At 43.0% G+C, this 20,401-nt stretch carries 17 protein-coding genes and 1 tRNA gene; 14 read left to right on the top strand and 4 right to left on the bottom strand.

The genetic code is table 11. The features are described 5' to 3' along the window. Positions 1 to 395 precede the first annotated feature (395 nt). From ENI34_06390 to ENI34_06330, 13 genes are all read left to right on the top strand, one after another. A complete protein-coding gene (locus tag ENI34_06390) occupies positions 396 to 1,271 on the top strand; it encodes an Omp28-related outer membrane protein (GenBank protein ID HEC78754.1) in 876 nt (291 codons plus the stop codon). Between the two features lie 238 nt (positions 1,272 to 1,509). Continuing rightward, positions 1,510 to 2,160 carry a response regulator transcription factor gene (locus tag ENI34_06385; protein ID HEC78753.1) on the top strand — a complete coding sequence of 217 codons (651 nt, stop codon included), beginning with the start codon at positions 1,510 to 1,512 and terminating at the stop codon, positions 2,158 to 2,160. Between the two features lie 8 nt (positions 2,161 to 2,168). After that, positions 2,169 to 5,252, top strand: a complete 3,084-nt coding sequence (locus ENI34_06380; GenBank protein ID HEC78752.1) for a PAS domain S-box protein — start codon at positions 2,169 to 2,171, stop codon at positions 5,250 to 5,252. After that, entirely contained in the window at positions 5,249 to 6,343 is a 1,095-nt protein-coding gene (locus tag ENI34_06375; GenBank protein HEC78751.1) for a histidine kinase, read from the top strand. The genes ENI34_06380 and ENI34_06375 overlap by 4 nt, the downstream gene beginning before the upstream one ends. Positions 6,344 to 6,354: 11 nt before the next feature. After that, entirely contained in the window at positions 6,355 to 7,809 is a 1,455-nt protein-coding gene (locus ENI34_06370) for a PAS domain S-box protein (protein ID HEC78750.1), read from the top strand. Then, complete coding sequence (locus ENI34_06365; protein ID HEC78749.1) at positions 7,787 to 8,173, top strand: response regulator; 387 nt, start codon at positions 7,787 to 7,789, stop codon at positions 8,171 to 8,173. The genes ENI34_06370 and ENI34_06365 overlap by 23 nt, the downstream gene beginning before the upstream one ends. A gap of 129 nt (positions 8,174 to 8,302) precedes the next feature. Then, positions 8,303 to 8,959, top strand: a complete 657-nt coding sequence (locus ENI34_06360; GenBank protein ID HEC78748.1) for a response regulator transcription factor — start codon at positions 8,303 to 8,305, stop codon at positions 8,957 to 8,959. 89 nt (positions 8,960 to 9,048) lie between these two features. Beyond that, positions 9,049 to 9,921 carry a response regulator gene (locus tag ENI34_06355; GenBank protein HEC78747.1) on the top strand — a complete coding sequence of 291 codons (873 nt, stop codon included), beginning with the start codon at positions 9,049 to 9,051 and terminating at the stop codon, positions 9,919 to 9,921. A gap of 29 nt (positions 9,922 to 9,950) precedes the next feature. Next, positions 9,951 to 10,958 carry a response regulator gene (locus ENI34_06350; protein HEC78746.1) on the top strand — a complete coding sequence of 336 codons (1,008 nt, stop codon included), beginning with the start codon at positions 9,951 to 9,953 and terminating at the stop codon, positions 10,956 to 10,958. Beyond that, the gene (locus ENI34_06345; GenBank protein HEC78745.1) at positions 10,951 to 13,638 is read left to right on the top strand and encodes a PAS domain S-box protein; all 2,688 of its coding nucleotides are present in this window, start codon (positions 10,951 to 10,953) and stop codon (positions 13,636 to 13,638) included. Before ENI34_06350 ends, ENI34_06345 begins: the two co-directional genes overlap by 8 nt. Before the next feature lie 70 nt (positions 13,639 to 13,708). Beyond that, on the top strand, positions 13,709 to 14,458 hold the full coding sequence (locus tag ENI34_06340; GenBank protein ID HEC78744.1) for a hypothetical protein: 750 nt from the start codon (positions 13,709 to 13,711) through the stop codon (positions 14,456 to 14,458). A 2-nt stretch (positions 14,459 to 14,460) separates the two neighbouring features. Beyond that, entirely contained in the window at positions 14,461 to 15,366 is a 906-nt protein-coding gene (locus tag ENI34_06335) for a carboxypeptidase regulatory-like domain-containing protein (GenBank protein ID HEC78743.1), read from the top strand. A gap of 70 nt (positions 15,367 to 15,436) precedes the next feature. Further along, positions 15,437 to 15,522 (top strand) — tRNA-Leu (locus tag ENI34_06330). Positions 15,523 to 15,547: 25 nt separating this feature from the next. On the opposite strand, the gene ENI34_06325 is transcribed toward ENI34_06330, so the two are convergent. Genes ENI34_06325 through ENI34_06310 form a run of 4 tightly spaced genes read right to left on the bottom strand, consistent with a single transcriptional unit; the run spans position 15,548 to position 20,015 of the window. Continuing rightward, a complete protein-coding gene (locus ENI34_06325) occupies positions 15,548 to 16,894 on the bottom strand; it encodes a sigma-54-dependent Fis family transcriptional regulator (GenBank protein HEC78742.1) in 1,347 nt (448 codons plus the stop codon). Positions 16,895 to 16,912: 18 nt separating this feature from the next. Further along, a complete protein-coding gene (locus ENI34_06320) occupies positions 16,913 to 18,526 on the bottom strand; it encodes a hypothetical protein (protein ID HEC78741.1) in 1,614 nt (537 codons plus the stop codon). Then, positions 18,523 to 19,773: a phosphomethylpyrimidine synthase ThiC gene (gene thiC, locus ENI34_06315; protein HEC78740.1), complete on the bottom strand. Its 1,251-nt coding sequence runs from the start codon at positions 19,771 to 19,773 to the stop codon at positions 18,523 to 18,525. The genes ENI34_06320 and thiC overlap by 4 nt, the downstream gene beginning before the upstream one ends. Next, a complete protein-coding gene (locus ENI34_06310; protein ID HEC78739.1) occupies positions 19,773 to 20,015 on the bottom strand; it encodes a hypothetical protein in 243 nt (80 codons plus the stop codon). The genes thiC and ENI34_06310 overlap by 1 nt, the downstream gene beginning before the upstream one ends. A 119-nt stretch (positions 20,016 to 20,134) precedes the next feature. Between ENI34_06310 and ENI34_06305 the strand changes: the two genes are divergently transcribed. Next, complete coding sequence (locus ENI34_06305; protein HEC78738.1) at positions 20,135 to 20,389, top strand: translation elongation factor-like protein; 255 nt, start codon at positions 20,135 to 20,137, stop codon at positions 20,387 to 20,389. Positions 20,390 to 20,401 lie beyond the last annotated feature (12 nt).

The raw sequence follows: 20,401 nt of genomic DNA, 5'->3' as shown, positions 1-20,401 counted from the left end.
GCATCCACTGCTTCTCCCTTTCCCTGTTTCTCCCCGTTATTCTAAGCACATTCACTCTGTTCAGTGTAAACTCCGCGAAGAATCTCCCATTCTCCGTTTCTCCGTTTCACCATTTCCCCTTTTCCCTCTTGACAATTTTCTTATTTTATATATATTATATAAAGTTATAGTAGAATAGAGAAATTTCCCATCGGAAAGGAGGCGATATGAAAAAAGCTCTATTATTAGGTTTAAGTCTTGTTGCAGGAATCGGCATGCTCTCACCTCTCTTCGCTGCAGAGCGTGTCGTGGTCTGTGAAGAACTCTATCAGGAAGGTTGAAGTTCATGCAATCCCGCCAGTGGGACACTGGCTAATATCGCAATAAACTATCCTGGAAGAGTCGCTGCCATTGAAATGCATATCTCTTCAAGCTATCCCCTGTATTGTGCCGAGGCAGTGCAGCGTATGTACACCTATCCTCCTCCATATTATTATAATGGCTCGTGGTACTATGCGACCCCCTGGCTCTGGTACGACGGCGACCCCCACGGCAGTTACACTTACTCGACATGGGAATCAAAAATCACCAGTCGGATGAGTCAACCATCACCGGTTACTGTCACGATGTGGGGCGATTATGATCCGGGAACAGGAACCGGTACAATAAACGCCCAGTTCCGCAACGATTCGACAGCGACGTTGAACGGAAGAGTCCTCTTCGTCATCACTGAAGATAGTCTGTATTATGCAGCTCCGAACGGCGATTACTGGCATAACCATGTGGCTCGTGATTATATACCGAATCAAAACGGCCAGAGTGTCAGCATCGCACCGGGAGACTCAGTCACGGTGACTCAGAGCTTTACCATTCAATCAGGGTGGGATGACAGTATGTGCGAAATCGTGACGTTCATTCAAAATCCGACTCTTGCCTCTGATTCCACTAAAGAAGTATGGCAGGGTGGAATCGTAAAGGTTCTTGACCTCATAGGAATAAAAGAGGAATCTTCGAAAACTACCACCGTTCAGAAGATATCACCGGTTCCCAACCCTTGCGTCAACGGAACAAACTTCCAGTTTGAACTACCCATTGGTTCTCATTATGAAATCAGTATCTTTGATATCACAGGCCGTCTCATTACAAAGATGACAGGTACAGCAACCGGCAATAGAGAATCAATCAAATGGTCGCTCAAGGATGACACCGGTTCCCAGGTGGGCGCCGGCGTATATTTCTATAGATTCGATAGTCAAACACTGACAACGAACGGGAAAATAGTTGTAAGATAAGATATACCTATCTGTTCTGCTATTCTTATAGAGGGGGGTTGCTTTAAAGCAAATCCCCTCTATATTACTGGATCAAATAATACTCCTTGACAATTCGATTTTTCCCGATATAATTTTACAATAGAGTATGAGTCACTGAAAATAGGTAATTATACTTACATTGAAACCGGTAGTTTGTCTAATTGAAAAAATAGGTAGAATATACTAAAATAAATAAAAAAACTTTAGGAGAATAATTATGTATACTATCTTTCTGGCAGACGACCATACCCTGTTACGGGATGGTCTGAAAAGAATCATTGAGGAGAATTCAGGATTAAAGATCATCGGTGAAACCGGTGATGGACTCCAAATAGTTCCACAAATCAGGAAACTTAATCCGGAAATGATAATTCTGGATATATCCATGCCCAATTTAAGAGGTATTGAGGCGGTCAGAAAGATAAAACGGGTTGATAAAAAAATAAAGATTCTAATTCTGACAATGCATAAAAATGAAGAATATGTCTATGAATGCCTGCTTAACGGCGCCCATGGGTATGTTCTGAAAGAAGATGCTGATACAGAATTAATAAGTGCAATCAATTCCCTGCGGAATAATAAACTTTATATCTCATGTTCTTTCTCAAGCGATGTCCTCAGAAGGCTGCTTGAGCATAAAAAGAGTGCCAGGGAAAATTCTGCATTCAAAAGCTTGTCTCCACGTGAAAGAGAAGTACTCAAACTCATTGCAGAAGCAAACTCGAACAAAAAGGTGGCGAAAAAACTCGGCATCAGTGTCAGGACCGTGGAACATCATCGTCTTAGCATTATGCGGAAACTTAATATACAAAACACCGCCCAGCTGATAAAATATGCCATAAAAACAGGGTTGATCGAGGTGACATAGGTGGAAGTATGAACGCCAGAAAGAAAATAACCCAAAAAGGCAGGAGAAGGATTAAACAAAAAAGAGCCTACCGCCGATACAGATCAAGCCAAACAAAACTGGAAGACGAGGAAAAATATCTGGCGATCTTAAAAGAATTACCGGATATCGTCTATAAAATAGACCCGGACGGTTATTTCACTTTCGTCAATAATTCAGTACGGATACTTGGATATGACCCCGAAGAATTAATCGGTGAGCACTTCAGTAAAATAATACATCCTGACGATGTCAGGGAATTCGGAAGATTATATGTTTTGCCGAAATACAGAGGTAAAATCACCGGTGACGAAAATGCACCAAAACTCTTCGATGAAAGAAGAACCGGCGTGCGAAAAACAAAAAATCTTGAAGTCCGGCTTATACCGAAAAAACAGAAAAACAAGAAGGATATTGAACCCCTGATCGGCGAGGTGATCGCATTCGGTGATGTAAGTTCCACCGGATATTATAACCCCTCGGCAAAGATGAAAAACAAGAAGTTTCTTGGAACTCTGGGGATTATAAGAGATATTACAGACCGCAAAAGGACAATGGAAAAACTCCATTACCAGGCAGACTTGCTCCAGAACGTCTCCGATGCTATAATCTCCACTGATCTTGACTTCCGGATCCGAACATGGAACCGTGCAGCGGAACAGATGTACGGGTGGCAGGCGTATGAAGTCCTTGGAAAACCTCTACACAAGGTCACCAATTCAATATTCCCGAGCGGAACAGAAGAAAAAGCGATGAAAGAGCTTTTCAAAAAAGAACACTGGCGTGGTGAATTAATCCAGGAGAGAAAAGACGGCTCACGGATGAAGGTGTTGTCCTCCATCAGTTTGATTAATGACCACACAAACAATTACATCGGTACCGTGGCTGTGAATCATGACATCACAGAACAGAAAAAAGCCGAAGAAAACATTTTGAAGAAGCACAAAGAACTGAAGATGCTTCAAGAAATCACTGCGACCCTTCACAGCAGCCTGGAGTTGAATAAGATATTCAAGCAGATAACCGAGGGTTTTATAAATCTCCTTGAATACAACAGTGCCTTTATCCTGATGCTGAATGAACAGAAAAATCGCTTTGAGGTCAAAACATCCTCCACACGACATAATCTTTTCCAAAAAATAAATGAAATTCTGGGTTATTCAATCAAAAATCTCTCCTTTTCTGCTGACGCCGACCTCGGAGCAAAAACCCGTTCGGCACTGACTGGGAAGATCGTCACCGCCGCATCCCTGGAAGAGATAGCTTATCCGATCTTAAGCAAAAAGATATGTCAGGCGTTACAGAAAATCGGCAGTTCGCGGAACTATATGGTCGTACCCCTGGAAGTGGAAAAGAAGATCATCGGTGGAATAATGATCTCATCACCACGTAAGGAAATATCTGAAGAAGAACTGGAAATCGTCAAAACCCTGGCGAACACGGCGGCGACCGCCATCAATAACGCCTACCTGCTTATGCAGACCAGAGAGGCTGAAAAAGCAATGCGCGAAAGTGAAGAAAAATACTCGTCTGTCGTTGAAAACAGCAAAGATGCAATAATCATCCACCAGAACGGTGTGGTAAAATTCGCAAACTCCGCCGCCTGTAAAATTGGAGGTTATAGATTTAAGGAGATCATGGGGAAAAACATCACCGACTTCATTGCCAAGAAATACCACTCAATGATACGACAGCGGGTGAAAGATCGCCTCGCCGGCAAAAGCGTCCCGAATATCTATGAAATAGAAATTCAAAAAAAGGACGGTACCCTCATCCCGGCTGAAATAAACAGCACAATAATTAATTACTTGGGAAAACCGGCGTTTCTCGTCTTCATGCGCGACATCACAGAACGCAAGCGTTCAGAAGAAGAAGTTATACAGCGTACCAAGGAACTCGCCACATTGAACACCATCTCCAAAGTCATCAGCCAATCACTCTATCTACAGGAAACTTTAAGTGCCGCACTCGCTAAAATACTGGAAGTGATGAACCTTGAAATTGGCGGCATATATCTTGCTGATGAAACAAGAAGCAAATTGGAACTGTTCGTCCACAGCGGTGTTTCCAAAAAGTTCGCGAAAGAGGTAAAGGTGATAAGCGTTGATGAGGGGACGATAAAGATGGTAGAGGAAAAAGGTAAATTAGGGGAATTTATATTGTCTCTAAAAACGATAATATCCAATCCAAGGGAGTTCGAAAGAATACTCTTGGCGATAAGGAAAGAAGGACTGAACCTGAAGTATATGCACTATGTATTATTGCAGGCGAAAGGAAAAGTTGTGGGGCTGATGATCGTCGGCTGCAGAACCTCCTGTCTGCTGTCCAAACAGGAAGAGCGCCTGTTGACCTCGATCGCCCAGCAGATCGCACTTGCGATCATAAACGCCCAGTTGTATGAAGAGAGTAAAAAAGAGCTGAAACAGCGTATCGAAGCCGAAGAAAAATTAAAGGCGTCATTGAAAGAGAAAGAAGCGCTCCTCAAAGAAATCCATCACCGAGTGAAAAATAATCTGCAGATCATTTCAAGCCTCTTGAATCTCCAGGCCGGATATATCAAAGACGAGTATTACCAGAATCTCTTCAAAGAAAGCCAAAACCGTATTAAATCAATGGTGCTCATACACGAAAAACTGTACCAATCAAAAGACCTTGCAAACATCAAAGCGGATGATTATATCGACGGTCTGGTAAGGCATCTCTTTCACTCTTATGGTGTAAAACCCAAAACCGTTGTTCTGAAGAAAAACATAAAGAACATCACGTTGAATATCGATACGGCGATCCCCTGCGGTTTAATAATCAATGAACTGATTTCCAACTCATTGAAACATGCCTTTCCTCGTTCTCTACCCCGATCTCCGGAGATCACCTTAAAATTATTCCAGGATAAACGCAACAGAACCGTTCTTATCGTCAGCGACAACGGTGTGGGGCTGCCGAAAAACATCGATCTCCAAAAAACAAAATCACTGGGACTGCAGCTGGTATCGGCATTGGTGGAGCAGCTCAGCGGTGTCATTACGGTTGAAGTCAAGGAAGGTACAAAATTTACCATTACCTTCAAAAAATGAATAAGAGAGAGCAACACCTCAATCTTGTGTTGCGCGCGATCCGCAACGTGAATCAGCTCATCACCAGAGAGCAAGAAAAAGAACTACTCCTTCAAAAGGCATGCGACATCCTGATCAAAGTGAAAGGCTACACCGCAATCCTGATCCATTACGACGGCAGGATATTCCAAGCAGGAGACCGTAAAGAATGTAAAAAACTGAAAAAGAAAATCCTGGGCGAAAAAGTTCTCCAGAAGAGAAAACTCCATGCAGAGTCTTTCAACGGAAAGTATCTCGTAATCTCACCCATCATAAAAAATACGATAAAAGCGACCCTCTATGTACTCCACTCCCGGATATTCGACCGGGAAGAACTTTCATTACTCAAAGAGATCAGCGGCGACCTTGCATTCGCACTCCATTCAATAAAACTCGAGTGTGAAAAGCGGGAAGCCGAAAAAACCATTAAAGAATCACTTCAGGAAAAAGAAGTGCTTTTGAAAGAAATCCATCATCGAGTTAAGAATAATATGCAGATCATATCAAGCCTCTTGAACCTCCAGATCCGCCACAGTGCGGATGGAAAGATAACCACGGTCCTGCGCCACAGTCAGAATCGCATCAGGACAATGGCATTGATCCACGAAAAACTATATGAATCAAAAGACCTGACACACGTAGACTGTGAAGAATATGTAAAAGACCTCAGTAAACAGTTGATGCTGTCCTATGGAATAAGTAGATCACGTATTAAATTGAACATCAATATCAAAAACATATATTTTGATATCAATACGGCGATTCCCTGCGCATTGATCATCAATGAACTGCTGTCAAATGCTTTAAAATATGCATTCCCCCGCCTTTCCATAATCCCGAAAACCCGCAGACAGCATAAGATCGACGTAATACTCCGTAAGAGCAAAAAAAATCTCTATACCTTAATTATCAGAGATAATGGAGTCGGCATTCCTCAGCATATCACGCTGAATAGCTTAAAGACCCTGGGGCTGCAACTGGTTAAAACACTCGTTGAACAACTGAACGGTACGATAAAATTGGAAAGAAAAGGTGGAACAAAATTCACCATTACCTTTGAGAAAATCAAGTAGAAACTGATTTTATGTCCGGGACGCGGATATTAATTGTCGAAGACGAAAGTATCGTAGCCAAAGATATCGAGCAAAGGTTGATAAACCTCGGTTATCAGGTGACATCCATCTCAGCAAGCGGTGAAGCAGCCGTAAAAAAAATAAAGAAAGAAGATCCGGATATTGTACTTATGGACATCAAACTCAAAGGAAGAATGGACGGGATCGAGGCTGCTGAACAGATCCGTACCCGTTTCAAAATTCCTGTGGTCTACATCACCGCCTATGCAGACAACCAAACCCTGGAACGTGCCAAAATAACCGAGCCGTTCGGATATATACTGAAACCGTTCGAAGACACCGAATTAAAATCAGCCATTGAGCTGGCGCTCTACAAACACAAAATTGAAGGAAAATTGCGAGAGAGCGAAGAGAAATTCAGAACAATCTTTGAAAAGGCGAATGATATCATCGTATATTTAAATAAAGACGGCAAAATCATCGACATCAACGGAAAGGTCGAAAAGATACTCGGCTTTAAACGCAGCAGGATAATAAATAAAAACTTTTTAGACCTTTCTTTCCTCGGTGAAGAAACAATAGCAAAATTCTCTGATCTTTTCCAGAATGTCCTCGATACGAAAGATACCACTGAACTGATGGAAGTTAAAATAAAGGATGTAAAGGGAAAAACAAAGATCTTTGAGGTGAGTACGACGATAATCGAAGAAGAAGAAAGAGGAATCCAGGGATTTCTCGGTATCGTAAGGGATGTCACAAGACGCAAGAATATGGAAAAAGCACTGCGGGAAGAACAGCGGCGCACCAAAGAATTGACGAAAAAGATTATTTATGCCCAGGAAAGGGAACGTCTCTATCTCGCGTCTGAAATACATGACGACCTTCTCCAGGGATTGGTTGCGGTCCTCTATTTCTTTCAGATGATCGATCTTTCCAAGCTGGATGCGAAAACATTGAAACAGCGCAATAAACTGATTGAAATAATTAAAACGTCCATAAAAAGAGGACGGGCGATGATCAGTGAGATCGAACCGCTCCGGGAATTTGACGCAGGTTTTATCCATGTAATAAAAAAGACAATCGACCATAAATTCATCGATTCAAAGATAAAGATAGACTTCAAGTATCCTGAAAAACTGCCGGATATGACCCTCATTATACGAACGAACATCATCCGTATTATCCAGGAGGCACTCACAAACATAAACAAACATTCCCGCGCCACCGCCGTTTCCCTAGAACTCAAAGTGTATAAAAACAACCTGAGATTAAAAATAGAAGATAATGGAATCGGTTTTGACTTGAAAAACATCATGAACAAAAGAACAGGCCATTACGGTCTTCTTATTATGCAGGAAAGGGCGCGCTTGATCGGCGGGAGCATCACCATCAGAACGAAACCGGGAAAAGGAACTATCATCAGAGGAACTTTCCCTCTTGTAGATGAACAGAATGAAAAAAGATAAAATAAGAACTCTCGTCGTTGACGACAGTCTGTTTTTCCAGGATGCGATTAAATGCTTTTTCGAATCACACCCGGAAATTAAATTACTCGGAGTTATGGAAACAGGTGAAGACGCCCTTGAATTCATTGAAAAAGAAAAACCCGACCTGATAATACTGGATGTACGGATGTCCGGTATGGACGGCCCACAGACCGCTCGTTTAATTAAGGGAAAATATCCCTGGATAAAAATCATCATCTGCACGATCTGGTCGGAGAATGAGGCCGCCACCTATACCGCCGAGGCGGGAGCCGATGATTATTTTGTCAAAGGAGAACCGCTTCCTTATTTATTAAAGAAAATCCGCGTTCTTTTCAGCTGCTAAAACAATAAACAATTAACCTCCCACGATTTTGTAAATAGGTATTTATACATATGTAAATATACGCAATAGGTTCTATTGTAATTTCCCGGTTATTTTTTAGAATGTAAGTATGGAAAAGGAGTGATAACTATGCCTTATTCAATCTTTCTGGCTGATGATCATACCCTAATCCGCAATGGGTTAAAGCGTATCATCGAGGAAAAAGGTAATTACAGGATCATCGGAGAAACCGGTGACGGTCTGGAGATCATCACCGGCGTTAAAAAATTACAGCCCGACATCGTTATCCTCGATATTTCCATGCCCAGACTCAGAGGTATCGAGGCGATCAGAAAGATAAGGCGTTTCAACAAAAAAGTTAAAATTCTCATCTTAACGATGCACAAAAATGAAGAATATGTATATGAATCCCTGACATGTGGAGCTCAGGGATACCTGCTCAAAGAAGATGCAGACAAAGAACTTATGACCGCTCTCGAGACATTGAAGAACAACAAACTGTACGTCTCCCCCACTTTCTCAAGCGATGTGATAAAAATGCTCGTCCAGCGTAAACAGAAACCGGCAAAACGAACAAAAAAAACACCATACACAACCCTCACGCCACGCGAACGGGAAGTTCTTAAACTCATTACAGAAGGCGATTCGAATAAAAAAGCCGCCAGTAAACTGGGGATCAGCGTGCGGACCGTGGAACATCATCGACTGAGTATAATGCGTAAATTGAACGCCCACAACACCGCTGCTCTGGTCAGACTAGCGATTCAGAATAAGTTGGTTCAATAGATTATGAGAAGGCACGGCTCATTCTTTTCGTACCTCCCTCCTGAGGCAGCTGGGACGGACGTCCCGGCTGCCTCATTAATTTAAATGATATGAATATCCGGCTGTTGTTGATTGAAAATGATCTCGAACAAATCGAGATTTTCCGAACAATGTTGACTGAAGTAATGGACTCAGAATTCGAACTGGTCACGAGCGACAATCTGGAAGAAGGATTAAGTAAGTTAATTGAAGAAAAATTCGATGTTGTTCTACTGGACCTGCAGCTCCCGGATATTCAGGGGCTTGATGCATTCAGCCGTCTCTATGGGCAGTTTCCGGATGCCCCGATAATAGTCGTCACCACGGTCGAGCAGAAATCACTGGGTGCCAAAGCAACCCAGCTCGGTGCAAAGGACTTCATAATCAAAGAGCAAACAGACAGTTCACAACTTTTATGTTCAATCCAATACGCCATTGACCAACAAAGAATCCAGCAAGAACTGAGCGGACTGCCTCTGATAGATAAACCCACCGGTTTATATACGAAACAATCATTTCTCATCCTGGCGATGCACTATTTGAAATTGGCGAAACGCAATAACCGCGGTCTTATAGTTCTCGTCGTCGAATGGAATAAAACACCGACATCTGGTGAACCGTCTCAGAAAAATCAGGAGGAATTGATTGCGGTCGCCAATATCCTGAAACAGACATTTCGCAGATCAGATATAATATCCCGAATAGACGAAAAACAGTTCGCGGTGATCGCCCTGGAAGCACATAAGAGTAATATCAATAAATTGATTGAACGTCTCAAAAAGAATCTGGATATCTATAATGCATCCAGGAAAATCAGCGGCAGGTTTTCTCTCAATATCGGTACGGCATACTACGACCCCGCAGTGAATCGTTCGATAGCGGAATTACTATCTCAGGCACGTAAAGTCTTATGTTGTATTCCCGGAGAAAGACGGACCACATGAAAAGAGAAGAAACAAAGAGAGAGAAGATCATAATATTCGAAGACGAAAGAATCGTCGGAGAAGACATAAAACTCATTCTGGAACGATTGGGATATAAAGTACCCAGGATCGAAACGAGTGGTGAAAAGGCGATTAAAATAATCAAAAAGTTCAAGCCGGATTTATTGCTCATCGACATTGTTCTGAACGGTAAACTTGACGGTATTGAAGTGGCTGAACAGATACGACGACATTACAACATCCCGATCATCTACCTCACGGCATACGCAGATGAAAAAATATTGGCGCGCGCCAAAGCGACTGAACCGCACGGTTATATAATAAAACCGTTCGACGAAAGGGATCTGCGTACCGCGGTGGAAATAGCCCTTTACAAGCATAAAACAGAGCAGAAACTAAGAGAGAGTTTTGAAAAGCTGAAAAAGAGTCTGGAATCAACCGTCAAAGCCCTGGCAATAGCTCTGGAAAAAAGGGACCCGTATACTGCAGGCCACTCGTGGCGTGTCGCTCAACTGGCATTCGCCATTGCAAAAGAATTAAAGATTCCTGAAGAAAAAATTACCGGTGTTCATATGGCGGCGGCTATCCACGACATCGGCAAAATCTACGTACCGTCGGAGATTTTAAGCAAACCGACCCGTCTTACCGAGGGTGAATTTATGATCGTCAAATCACACTGTCAGGTCGGTTATGACATTCTAAAGACCATTGAATTTCCCTGGCCCATTGCGAAGATTGTCTACCAGCATCATGAAAGATTGAATGGCACCGGATATCCCCAGGGGCTGAAAGACAAAGAAATACTTCTCGAGGCGAAAATCCTGGGCGTGGCTGATGTAGTCGAAGCGATGTGCTCCCACCGACCTTATCGTCCTGCTCCTGGGTTGGATAAGGCACTGAACGAAATTGCCGCGAACAAAGGGATTCTTTATGAAGCGGATGTCGTCGACGCCTGCCTGCGTCTCTTCAAGAAAAAACACTTCAAATTCAACAGTCAATATCTTTTAGATGAACCGGACAGGATGAATAATGGCTAATGAAAAAATACTGATAGTCGAAGACGAGATGATCGTGGCAAAGGATATCGAAAATATCCTGGCGAACAGAGGTTTTGTCGTCACCGCGATAGCCAATACCGGCAAGAAGGCGATCGAAAGCATCAAGAAGAACAAACCCGACTTGATCCTTCTCGATATCGTGCTTAAAGGGAAAATGGATGGGATTAAAACCGCTGAACAGATTCAAAAAATATTCGACATCCCCATTATATTCGTAACCGCATTCACAAACGACACCATACTCCAGAGAGCGAAGAAGATAGAGCCTTACGCATATATCGTCAAACCATTCGAGGCGAGTGAATTATATACAAATATAGAAATGACTCTGTACAAACATAAAATGAAACAGGCGCTGCAGGAGAGTGAAGAACGTTTTAAAATACTCTTCGAATACGCTCCGGATGCCTACTACATTCATGATTTGAACGGCAACCTCATCGATGGCAACAGGGCGGCTGAAGAAATAACCGGTTATTCGATAAAAGAATTAAAAGGAAAAAATATTTTCGAAATAAACATCCTGCCGCCTGAACAGATCCCGCGTGCCAGAGAACTGCTGTCAAAGGGGGTCAAAAAGATAATCAGGGATTCCCATGAGTTTACGATCATCCGAAAAGACGGCTCACGGGTTTACGTGGAAATAAGGACTTTTCCCGTAAAGATAAGAGGCAAAACATATATGCTGGGTATCGCTCATGACATCACTCATCGAAAGCTTTTCGAAGAAACATTGAAGGAGAGTGAAAAAAACTATCGGGAACTGGTTGAAAAAGCAAGTGTGGCGATCTTGATCAACGACATCGACGGAAATATCAAATATTTCAATTCGAAATTCGCCGAGATATTCGGTTATACCTACGAAGAGATGAAAGATAAAACTTTTTCGGCGCTCATCCATCCGGATGATGTCAAGAAAGTACTAACATTCCATAAAGAGCGAATCAATGATAAACTGGCTCCGAAATCCTATGAATTTCGCGGGATTAAAAAGGATGGTTCTTTGATCTATGTAGAAGTGCAGACGACCACGATCAAAGAAAAAGGCAAAATAGTGGGAACACGTTCTTACCTGTGGGATATATCGGCTCGTAAAAATACTGAAGAAGAACTGCGCATTCTTTCCCTCATCGACCCTTTAACCGGCCTATATAACCGCCGCGGATTTCTGACACTTGTGAGACAGCAGGTTGACCTGGCGAATCGCAGTAAAAAAGGATTCTTTTTGATCTTCGCCGACATCGATAGAATGAAATGGATAAATGATAATCTCGGACACCACGAAGGTGACCGCGCTCTGAAAACAATCGCCGCCATCTGTAAACAGAGTTTTCGGAAATCAGACATCGTCGGCAGATTAGGAGGTGATGAATTCGCAATCTGTGCGATTGAGGCGCGCAAAGACAGTGCCCAGATGCTTATCAAACGTCTGCGGAAAAATTTATTCAACTACAATAAAAATTCGCAGAATAAAGTAAAACTCTCTCTGAGTATCGGCACCACATACTATGACCCGGAAAATCCATGTCCGGTGGAAGAGCTGCTCGAGTACGCCGACAAACTGATGTATGAACACAAAATGCAGAAACACAGCCCCCGCTTAGTTCTTACAAAATCCGAATCGCCCCATTTGGCGAAAAAAGAAAGAACAGAGTTTTATCTCCGTTCTGAGGTTATTAAAGTGCTGATAATCGAAGACAATCCCGATGACCGCGATCTCTTTGTCAAGATGCTTATGCAGGCGAAAAACAATAAATTCGACGTTGTTCATGTAAAAACTCTGAAAAACGGACTGAACTACCTCGCCCGGGAACCTATCGATATCGTAGTTCTTGATCTGAATCTTCCCGACAGTATGGGATTCGAAACACTGAAGAAACTTCATACGAAAGTTCCGGAAATTCCAATCATAGTCCTCACAGCCATGGAGGTCGAAGACCTTGCGGTGAAGGCAATAAGAGAAGGCGCCCAGGATTGCTTTGCAAAAGGAAAATTCACCGCCGACGTTTTGATCCGCGCCATCAGATATGCAATAGAGCGTAAATACGCCGAGCTTGAGTTGAAAAACAGCTTCGGAAAATTCCTGCACGTATTGGAAGAAACAATCAACACCCTGGCGACCGTCGTTGAAATGCGCGACCCCTATACTGCAGGCCACCAAAAAAGAGTGTCTGAACTCGCTCAGGCGATCGCTAAAGAGATGAAACTGAAGGAAGAACAGATCAAAGGAATAAAGCTCGCCGCTTTAATCCACGATGTAGGAAAAACAAAAGTGCCTGAGGATATCCTTAATAAACCTGAAAAGCTGAACGCCAACGAGATGAAAGTCGTCAAAGTTCATCCCATTGCAGGTTATGATATCCTGAAAACAATCAAATTCCCCTGGCTCATCGCACAGATCGTCCATCAACATCATGAAAGACTGAACGGTTCAGGATATCCCAAAGGAGTCAAGGGAAAAGATATCCTTCTGGAGGCGAAGATACTCGCCGTCGCCGATGTGGTTGAAGCGATGAGCGCGGACCGCCCTTACAGAAGCGCTCCTGGACTTGAAGAGGCATTAAAAGAAATTCAAAAAAACAGCGGTAAACTCTATGACAAAAAGGTTGTAGAAACCTGCCTCAAGTTATTCAAACAGGGAAAATTCAAATTTAAATAACCAGCACAGCCGCAGTATACTTGACAGGGCTGTTTTTATGATTATACTGTGGCTCTAACGGGATTCAAAAGTGAACACAAGAATAGTATCTTTATCCTTTCTTATATTCGTCACCGTTGCCATCGCCCAGGAATCAGTCGGTGACTCTTCAAGAACTGTTCTCTCGGATGCGAAATCTTATTATACGATCGGTGATTACACAAAAGCCATAAAAGAATTAAAGAAAATTGAAGATCAATCGAAAGGCAGCGAAAAGATCGAAGTATATGAATATCTTGCACTCTGTTACGCCGCCGTCGGTGACCGCGAAACAGCGCTCGATTATTTCAAAAAACTTCTGCATATTGAACCGAAATACGAATTAAATCCGATCACGACCTCTCCTGACATCCTCGAACTTTTTGAAAATGCAAAGAAAGAACGCGCCGGAGAATCAGCAATGTGTTCCTGTTTTATTCCTGGTTTCGGCCAGTTCATGGAAGGAAACGAAGAAAAAGGCAAAATAATAATGGCGGCAGCCGGCTTCTTTCTCGGTACATCAATCATATCCTGGCTGATCACCGACAATAAAGGCAACTATTATAACAGCCTGGGACCGGATGATATGAATGAGATAAAAGATGCCTATCAGGACTACGACAGATGGTATAAAATATCCCTGGTGAATTCATCGATCTTCCTCAGTATCTACATCTACAGTATTATCGACGCCCTCTCATTGAAGAAAGAAAAGAAGACGATACCCCAGGACAAAAATACAGGTTTATTCTTTGAATCGACCGCGAATTCATTCCAACTCGGTTACAGGATGGAATTTTAATTATGAGAAAACAGATAGTGATAATCTATTTTTTCATCATCGGCTGCATTAATGCTCCACACAGCAATATCTATGATCCGGAAAATCCTCATAAAGCGCGGATAACCGGCTCGGTCAGGGAACCCGACGGTACTCCCCTGGAAAATGCTGTAATCGCCCTGTTCCAGGGAGAAAAAATGATCCAAAGTGATACGAGTGATGGAGAAGGTGTGTTTATGCTGGATGATATCACACCGGGTATCTATAAAATAGAAGCGACGGCGTTATATTACACCATGGTGGAAATATCCCCTGAAACTTTATGGGCCGGCACAAAGCTGAATGGTTTCGATATATATTTTTCAACACTCCATTTTGATAATGAGGCGGCCGGTACGGCGTCGGCTTATGGATTCGAAACAATAACCGGAGACTGGAATATTATGAATGACAACGGACAAACTACAGAACACTCCCTGCCGAATGTCTACAACGGAAAGAACAAGAATACTGAGAAAGCGCTCGTTCTCTATTCAATGGATTTCGGTGATTTCAAATTCAAAACAAAGCTTAAAATTTTGAACAGTACGGAAGAAAATTGGGAGGCAGGTATTGTTTTTCGCTACAGAAACGAAGAAAATCATTACTGTCTTAAAATATCTTCAGATACACTTTCTCTGGTCAAAAAAGAAAACGGCATCCAGAAAGCAGTCGCCGTTGTTGAATGTGCAACACCGAAAGAAAAGTGGTTCTCACTGGGAGTCGAATGTTACTTCACCGTAATAAAGACCTATCTGAATGACCAGCTTATGTTCTATGAGGTCAATAACGTGCTGACAAGTGGAAGAGCTGGACTGACGGTGATGAATAAAATTCCGACACAAACAACCTCGGTAAATTTCGACGATGTCACGATAACAACAGATTGATCCGAAAAGATCGGTTGACATCATTTTCTTATTGAATATAATACATTCAAGTAATATTAATACCTTTAACGCCGGGGTGATGGAATTGGTAGACATAGCGGACTTAAAATCCGCTTCTCAGCAATGGGAGTGCCGGTTCGAGTCCGGCCCTCGGCAGTATTGAGAATATCAAATAAAGGGTCTATAAGTACCCTTTTTTCTTATACTCTTTTATCCTGTTAAGAAGTGTTTTGTAAGATATCTCCAGGCGGCGAGCCGCTTCTGACTTATTCCCCCCGGTCTGCAAGAGGGTTCTTTTAATAAGCGCCGCTTCGGCGATCGCACGCCCTTGTTCTGCAGCCCGGCGTAAAGTCTGCACCCCGCTTAGATCAGAAAACGAAACCTTTGTCTCCGGCAGCAATATATGTTCCGGTTTGATTATATCTCCGGCGAGGATCACCGCCCGTTCAATAGTATTCTCCAGTTCCCGTATATTCCCCGGCCAATCATAATCCTGCAATTTCAATAAAGCCTTTTCAGAAATTTTCTTTGGCGAATGCAACCTTTTCAGATTGTGTTCAACCAGCAGAGGAATATCCTCTTTTCTTTCACGCAGCGCGGGAATCGTTATCGGAAAGACACTCAAACGGTAATATAAATCCTCCCGAAATTTCTCTCCCCTGACAAGTTTCAGAAGGTCTTTATTGCTCGCCGCAATCACCCGCACATCTACTTTTATCGAACAGGTGCCTCCGAGCCTTTCAAAACTTTTTTCCTGAAGAACGCGCAGAATCTTCGCCTGTAAATCAAGATCAAGGTCTCCAATCTCATCCAGAAAAATAGTTCCTTTATTTGCGAGTTCAAACTTTCCGAGTTTCCTGGCGGTCGCACCGGTAAAAGCACCCTTTTCCGAACCGAATAGTTCATTTTCAAGCAGTTCACGAGGGATTGCAGCACAGTTGATCGGTACAAAAGGGTTTTCTTTCCGATTCGACAGCATATGACACGCCCGGGCAAAGAGCTCTTTGCCCGTACCAGACTCTCCGAGAAGCAATACAGTGGCATCGGTCGGTGCCGCTTTCTGAAGTAACTCCGCTGCTTTCTTTATCGCCGCACTCCTGCCGATGATCTGGAAACCGTGCAGTTTCTCCGTCTCTTCCCGCAGGATAATATTTTCGTAAAAACACCGCTGTTCTTTAAGAAGTCTGCTGAGCAGATTTATAAGCTGTTCGATGTCGAACGGTTTGGTGATAAAATCATAAGCCCCGAGCTTCATCGCCTCGACCGCCTTTTCGATCGAGCCGAATGCGGTCATTATAATAAATTTGGTGTCGGTGTCGAATTTCTTAAACTGACGGAGTAGATCAATTCCGTCGATATCCGGCAATCTTAAATCGATGAGAGCTATTTCATATTTTTCTTTTTTGAAGAATTGCAGGGCTTCCCTTCCACGCCTGACCCAGGCTACGGATATCTCAGCATCCTCAAGATTACCCTTGAGCATCTCACCGAAACTCGTTTTGTCTTCAACAATCAGAACATCCGCCATCTTATTTCTGTAAAAAGACTAATTCTCGCCGGTCTTTTCAACGGTGAACGTCTTTATCATCTTTTTCAACTTATTCGCGACGGAAACCAACTCCTGACTCGTTGCGGAAAACTCCTGGGTTGCGGCTGACTGTTCCTGAAGCGAAGCCAGAATCTGTTGAGCCGCCGCGGTGTTCTCCTCGGCAATACTGTGTGACCCCTCAACCTGTTTGATGATATCTGTAATCTGCTGCTCCTCTTTGGAAATCATCTCTTTGATATTCTTTATCGCCTCATTCAGCTCCAGTACATTATTGGATATGGACCTCAAAAAATCCACTGTTGATTTAATGACGACGCTTCCGTCGTTGATCGCCTTCTTCACTTCTTCGGTACTTACCGTAACCGTCTTTATGGACTCCATCATCTCTTTTATAATACGCCCGATTTCTGATGCCGATTCCTGGGAACTGTCCGCAAGCTTTTTAACTTCATCGGCGACGATTGAGAACCCTCTACCCGCCTCACCGGCACGAGCCGCCTCAATCGAGGCATTGAGGGAAAGGATATTAATCTTCTCTGATATAGAATCGATGGTATTGACTATTTTGTTTATCGTGGAAGATATTTCCTGCAACTTCGACATCAAAGAGATCAAATAAGAATATCTCTCTCCAATCAATTCGATATTCTTTATCACCACATCACTCTGTTTAATGGCGTTGCCGGCACTGTCTGAAACGCTCACTGAAAATTCTTCAACTTTCTTCACATTGCTGACGACATCGAAACTCAACTCGCTCAGGGTCTTACCGGTTGATATCGTCTGGTCGAGTTCAAGATGCTGTTCATTGATTCCTTCGGTCATCTTCTGGGTCGTATGTACGATCTCAGACGATGAAGCCGCCATTTCACTCGCGGTGGTGGCGATCTGTTCGCTCATATCGGTCAGGCTCTCCACTATATCCATAATCAATCTTACGAGATTAGCCTCAGTCTTCAGAACCCGGTTGAAACTATGCGCGAGAAAGGCGATATCATCCTTATCATCTGTAATCTCGATTCTTCCCGTAAGATCACCATGTTCCGCCATCCCCGCCACTTTCCGTATCTCAAAAATTCTCTTCAGGTCATTATCAAACTCAAAGATCAGAAGCAGAGCGATGACGGTCAGAAAAACTATTCTCATCGCCTCGGTCTGCAGACTGACATAAGGATACTTCGCCTGGGTGAGAAGCACCACAACAAGATAAGATATGATAGAAAGAAAAGTAGCTAAGATACCGTATTTTTTACCGAGAAATATAGAAGGGTGAAGAATAACATAAAAATATATCAAGAAAAACGGAATTCTTAAACTGGGGTTGATAAATCCGAGTGATATACTTAGCACCAGTATCGTCAGTATCATTATCAAATAGGGCATTATACTCGAAAAGATGCCTCTTTTGCATAGAATAAACAGAACAAACCCACTGATGAGAAGAACGGCTGTAAGAAGTACGATCAATTCCGGGATATACAAAAACTTGAAAATCAGTCCGAAGATATATAAAAGTTCCAGCAATATACAGAAGACCACAACTGTCCTGGATGCCTTTATCGTAAAATTCTTTTCTTTTTCACGAAGTTCTTCTCTTAAAATATCCATCATGACCTCCCGATAACTTCTTTTGTTTTTTTCATCGCACAAAATTCTCCACACATAGTACAGGTCATATTCGATTTTGAAGGCGAACGTTTGAATATCTTCTCTGCTTTCTTCTTATCGATCAAAAGATTCAGCATCTGCCGCCAGTCGAGTGCATACCGCGCCCTGGATAACTCAAGGTCCCTCTTCTTCGCCTTACTGTTTCCTCTGGCGATATCGGCTGCGTGTGCGGCGAGTCTTGCCGCGATAACCCCTTCCCTCACCTCATCCACATCAGGCAGACCGAGATGCTCGGATGGTGTTACATAACATAAATAATCCGCTCCATAATAAGCAGCAAGAGCTCCACCTATGGCTGAGACGATATGGTCATAGCCGGCTCCGACATCAGTCACCAATGGGCCCAGTACATAAAACGGCGCCCCTTCACATATCGTCTTTTCGAGTCGAATATTGGCTTCAATCTCATTGATCGGCACATGGCCCGGACCTTCCACCATAACGGAAACATCTTCGTCACGCGCCCATCTTACGAGCTCACCGATGACGATAAGCTCTTTTATCTGATATCTGTCAGTGGCGTCGGCGATTGCACCCGGCCGCAGTCCGTCGCCCAGACTCAGTGTGGCGTTGTACTTTTTTGCAAGTTTCAGTAATCTGTCATAATATTCATACAGTGGATTTTCCCTTTTGTTGTAAGCCATCCATTCAACCATCATCGAACCGCCTCGACTTACAATCCCACAAACCCGTTTCTTCCGTTTCAAACCCCTGATACTCTCCCTGGTGACGCCGCAGTGCACGGTAATGAAATCAACACCATCGTCAAGGTGTTGCTCGATCACATCGAAAATCTCATCCACCGATGCGTCTAAAAATGACCTCCTCTTTTTCCGGGCATCAATCGCCACCTGGTAAATGGGCACAGTACCTACAGGAACTCCGGAAGCATTTATGATTTCCTTCCTGATTCGATTGATATTTCCGCCCGTGGATAAATCCATTACTGTATCTGCTCCGGCATCAACCGCTGCCTTCAATTTCTTTAACTCGTACTTCAAACTGCTGATATCGGGTGAGGTACCGATGTTGGCGTTTATCTTCACTCTCAACCCTTCTCCGATCAGAAGCGGTTTGATACGATGTTTTTTGTTCTTGATAAGAACGATACGGCCGTTCTTCAGTCCCTTTCCGATATGCCGGACCGAAACGCCCTCTTCCTCTGCCAGACGTTGAAGCAACGAACGCATCACATCTTCTCCACGGATACACCTACAGACGTCTTGGGGACGGCGACCGAAACAAATTTCAGGATAAAAGACATCGCCCGTTCTTCATCAGGAGCCTCAAAGGTCAGCAAAAAGTCGGGTTTACCGAACAAGGTTAAAAATTCCCTGATTTTGATATCTTCAGGCAATTCGAGGTTCCGAATGATTTCTCTCAATTCATCGACCTTACCCGGTATACAATCAAGCGTAGTAACAAAAATCATAAGCCTCCTTACAAACTTATTATAATCCAAAATTTTTTTTTGTCAATAAGACCGCCTTCTTAATAAAATATTGACACTCATACTTTTATGAGTAGAATAGAACGAAAAAAGGAGGATGAATGGAAAAATTAATCGGTACGATCACCCACTATTTCGGTAAGATCGGTGTGGCGGTTCTGAAAGTAACCGACGACGAAGTGGCGGTCGGTGATACGATCCATATCAAAGGGAAACATACCGACTTCACCCAAACAATAAACTCGATGCAGGTTGAACACGAAAATATCGAAAAAGCGAAGAAAGGTAATGAAGTGGGTTTGAAGGTCGAACAACCGGTTCACGAAAAGGACGAGGTCTATAAAGTAACCGAATAAAGAAGGATATAT

The sequence above is a fragment of the candidate division WOR-3 bacterium genome (assembly GCA_011052815.1).
Classification (GTDB): Bacteria; Hydrothermota; Tepidihabitantia; order SM23-42; family SM23-42; genus DRIG01.
This window is presented reverse-complemented; position numbering and strand designations above follow the sequence as displayed.

Bases quoted from the DNA above. Each gene is read 5' to 3' on its own strand.
- ENI34_06390 (HEC78754.1), top strand. From the start codon at position 396: ATGCATATCTCTTCAAGCTATCCCCTGTATTGTGCCGAGGCAGTGCAG.
- ENI34_06385 (HEC78753.1), top strand. From the start codon at position 1,510: ATGTATACTATCTTTCTGGCAGACGACCATACCCTGTTACGGGATGGT.
- ENI34_06380 (HEC78752.1), top strand. From the start codon at position 2,169: ATGAACGCCAGAAAGAAAATAACCCAAAAAGGCAGGAGAAGGATTAAA.
- ENI34_06375 (HEC78751.1), top strand. From the start codon at position 5,249: ATGAATAAGAGAGAGCAACACCTCAATCTTGTGTTGCGCGCGATCCGC.
- ENI34_06370 (HEC78750.1), top strand. From the start codon at position 6,355: ATGTCCGGGACGCGGATATTAATTGTCGAAGACGAAAGTATCGTAGCC.
- ENI34_06365 (HEC78749.1), top strand. From the start codon at position 7,787: ATGAACAGAATGAAAAAAGATAAAATAAGAACTCTCGTCGTTGACGAC.
- ENI34_06360 (HEC78748.1), top strand. From the start codon at position 8,303: ATGCCTTATTCAATCTTTCTGGCTGATGATCATACCCTAATCCGCAAT.
- ENI34_06355 (HEC78747.1), top strand. From the start codon at position 9,049: ATGAATATCCGGCTGTTGTTGATTGAAAATGATCTCGAACAAATCGAG.
- ENI34_06345 (HEC78745.1), top strand. From the start codon at position 10,951: ATGGCTAATGAAAAAATACTGATAGTCGAAGACGAGATGATCGTGGCA.
- ENI34_06335 (HEC78743.1), top strand. From the start codon at position 14,461: ATGAGAAAACAGATAGTGATAATCTATTTTTTCATCATCGGCTGCATT.
- ENI34_06325 (HEC78742.1), bottom strand. From the start codon at position 16,894: ATGGCGGATGTTCTGATTGTTGAAGACAAAACGAGTTTCGGTGAGATG.
- ENI34_06320 (HEC78741.1), bottom strand. From the start codon at position 18,526: ATGATGGATATTTTAAGAGAAGAACTTCGTGAAAAAGAAAAGAATTTT.
- thiC (HEC78740.1), bottom strand. From the start codon at position 19,773: ATGCGTTCGTTGCTTCAACGTCTGGCAGAGGAAGAGGGCGTTTCGGTC.
- ENI34_06310 (HEC78739.1), bottom strand. From the start codon at position 20,015: ATGATTTTTGTTACTACGCTTGATTGTATACCGGGTAAGGTCGATGAA.
- ENI34_06305 (HEC78738.1), top strand. From the start codon at position 20,135: ATGGAAAAATTAATCGGTACGATCACCCACTATTTCGGTAAGATCGGT.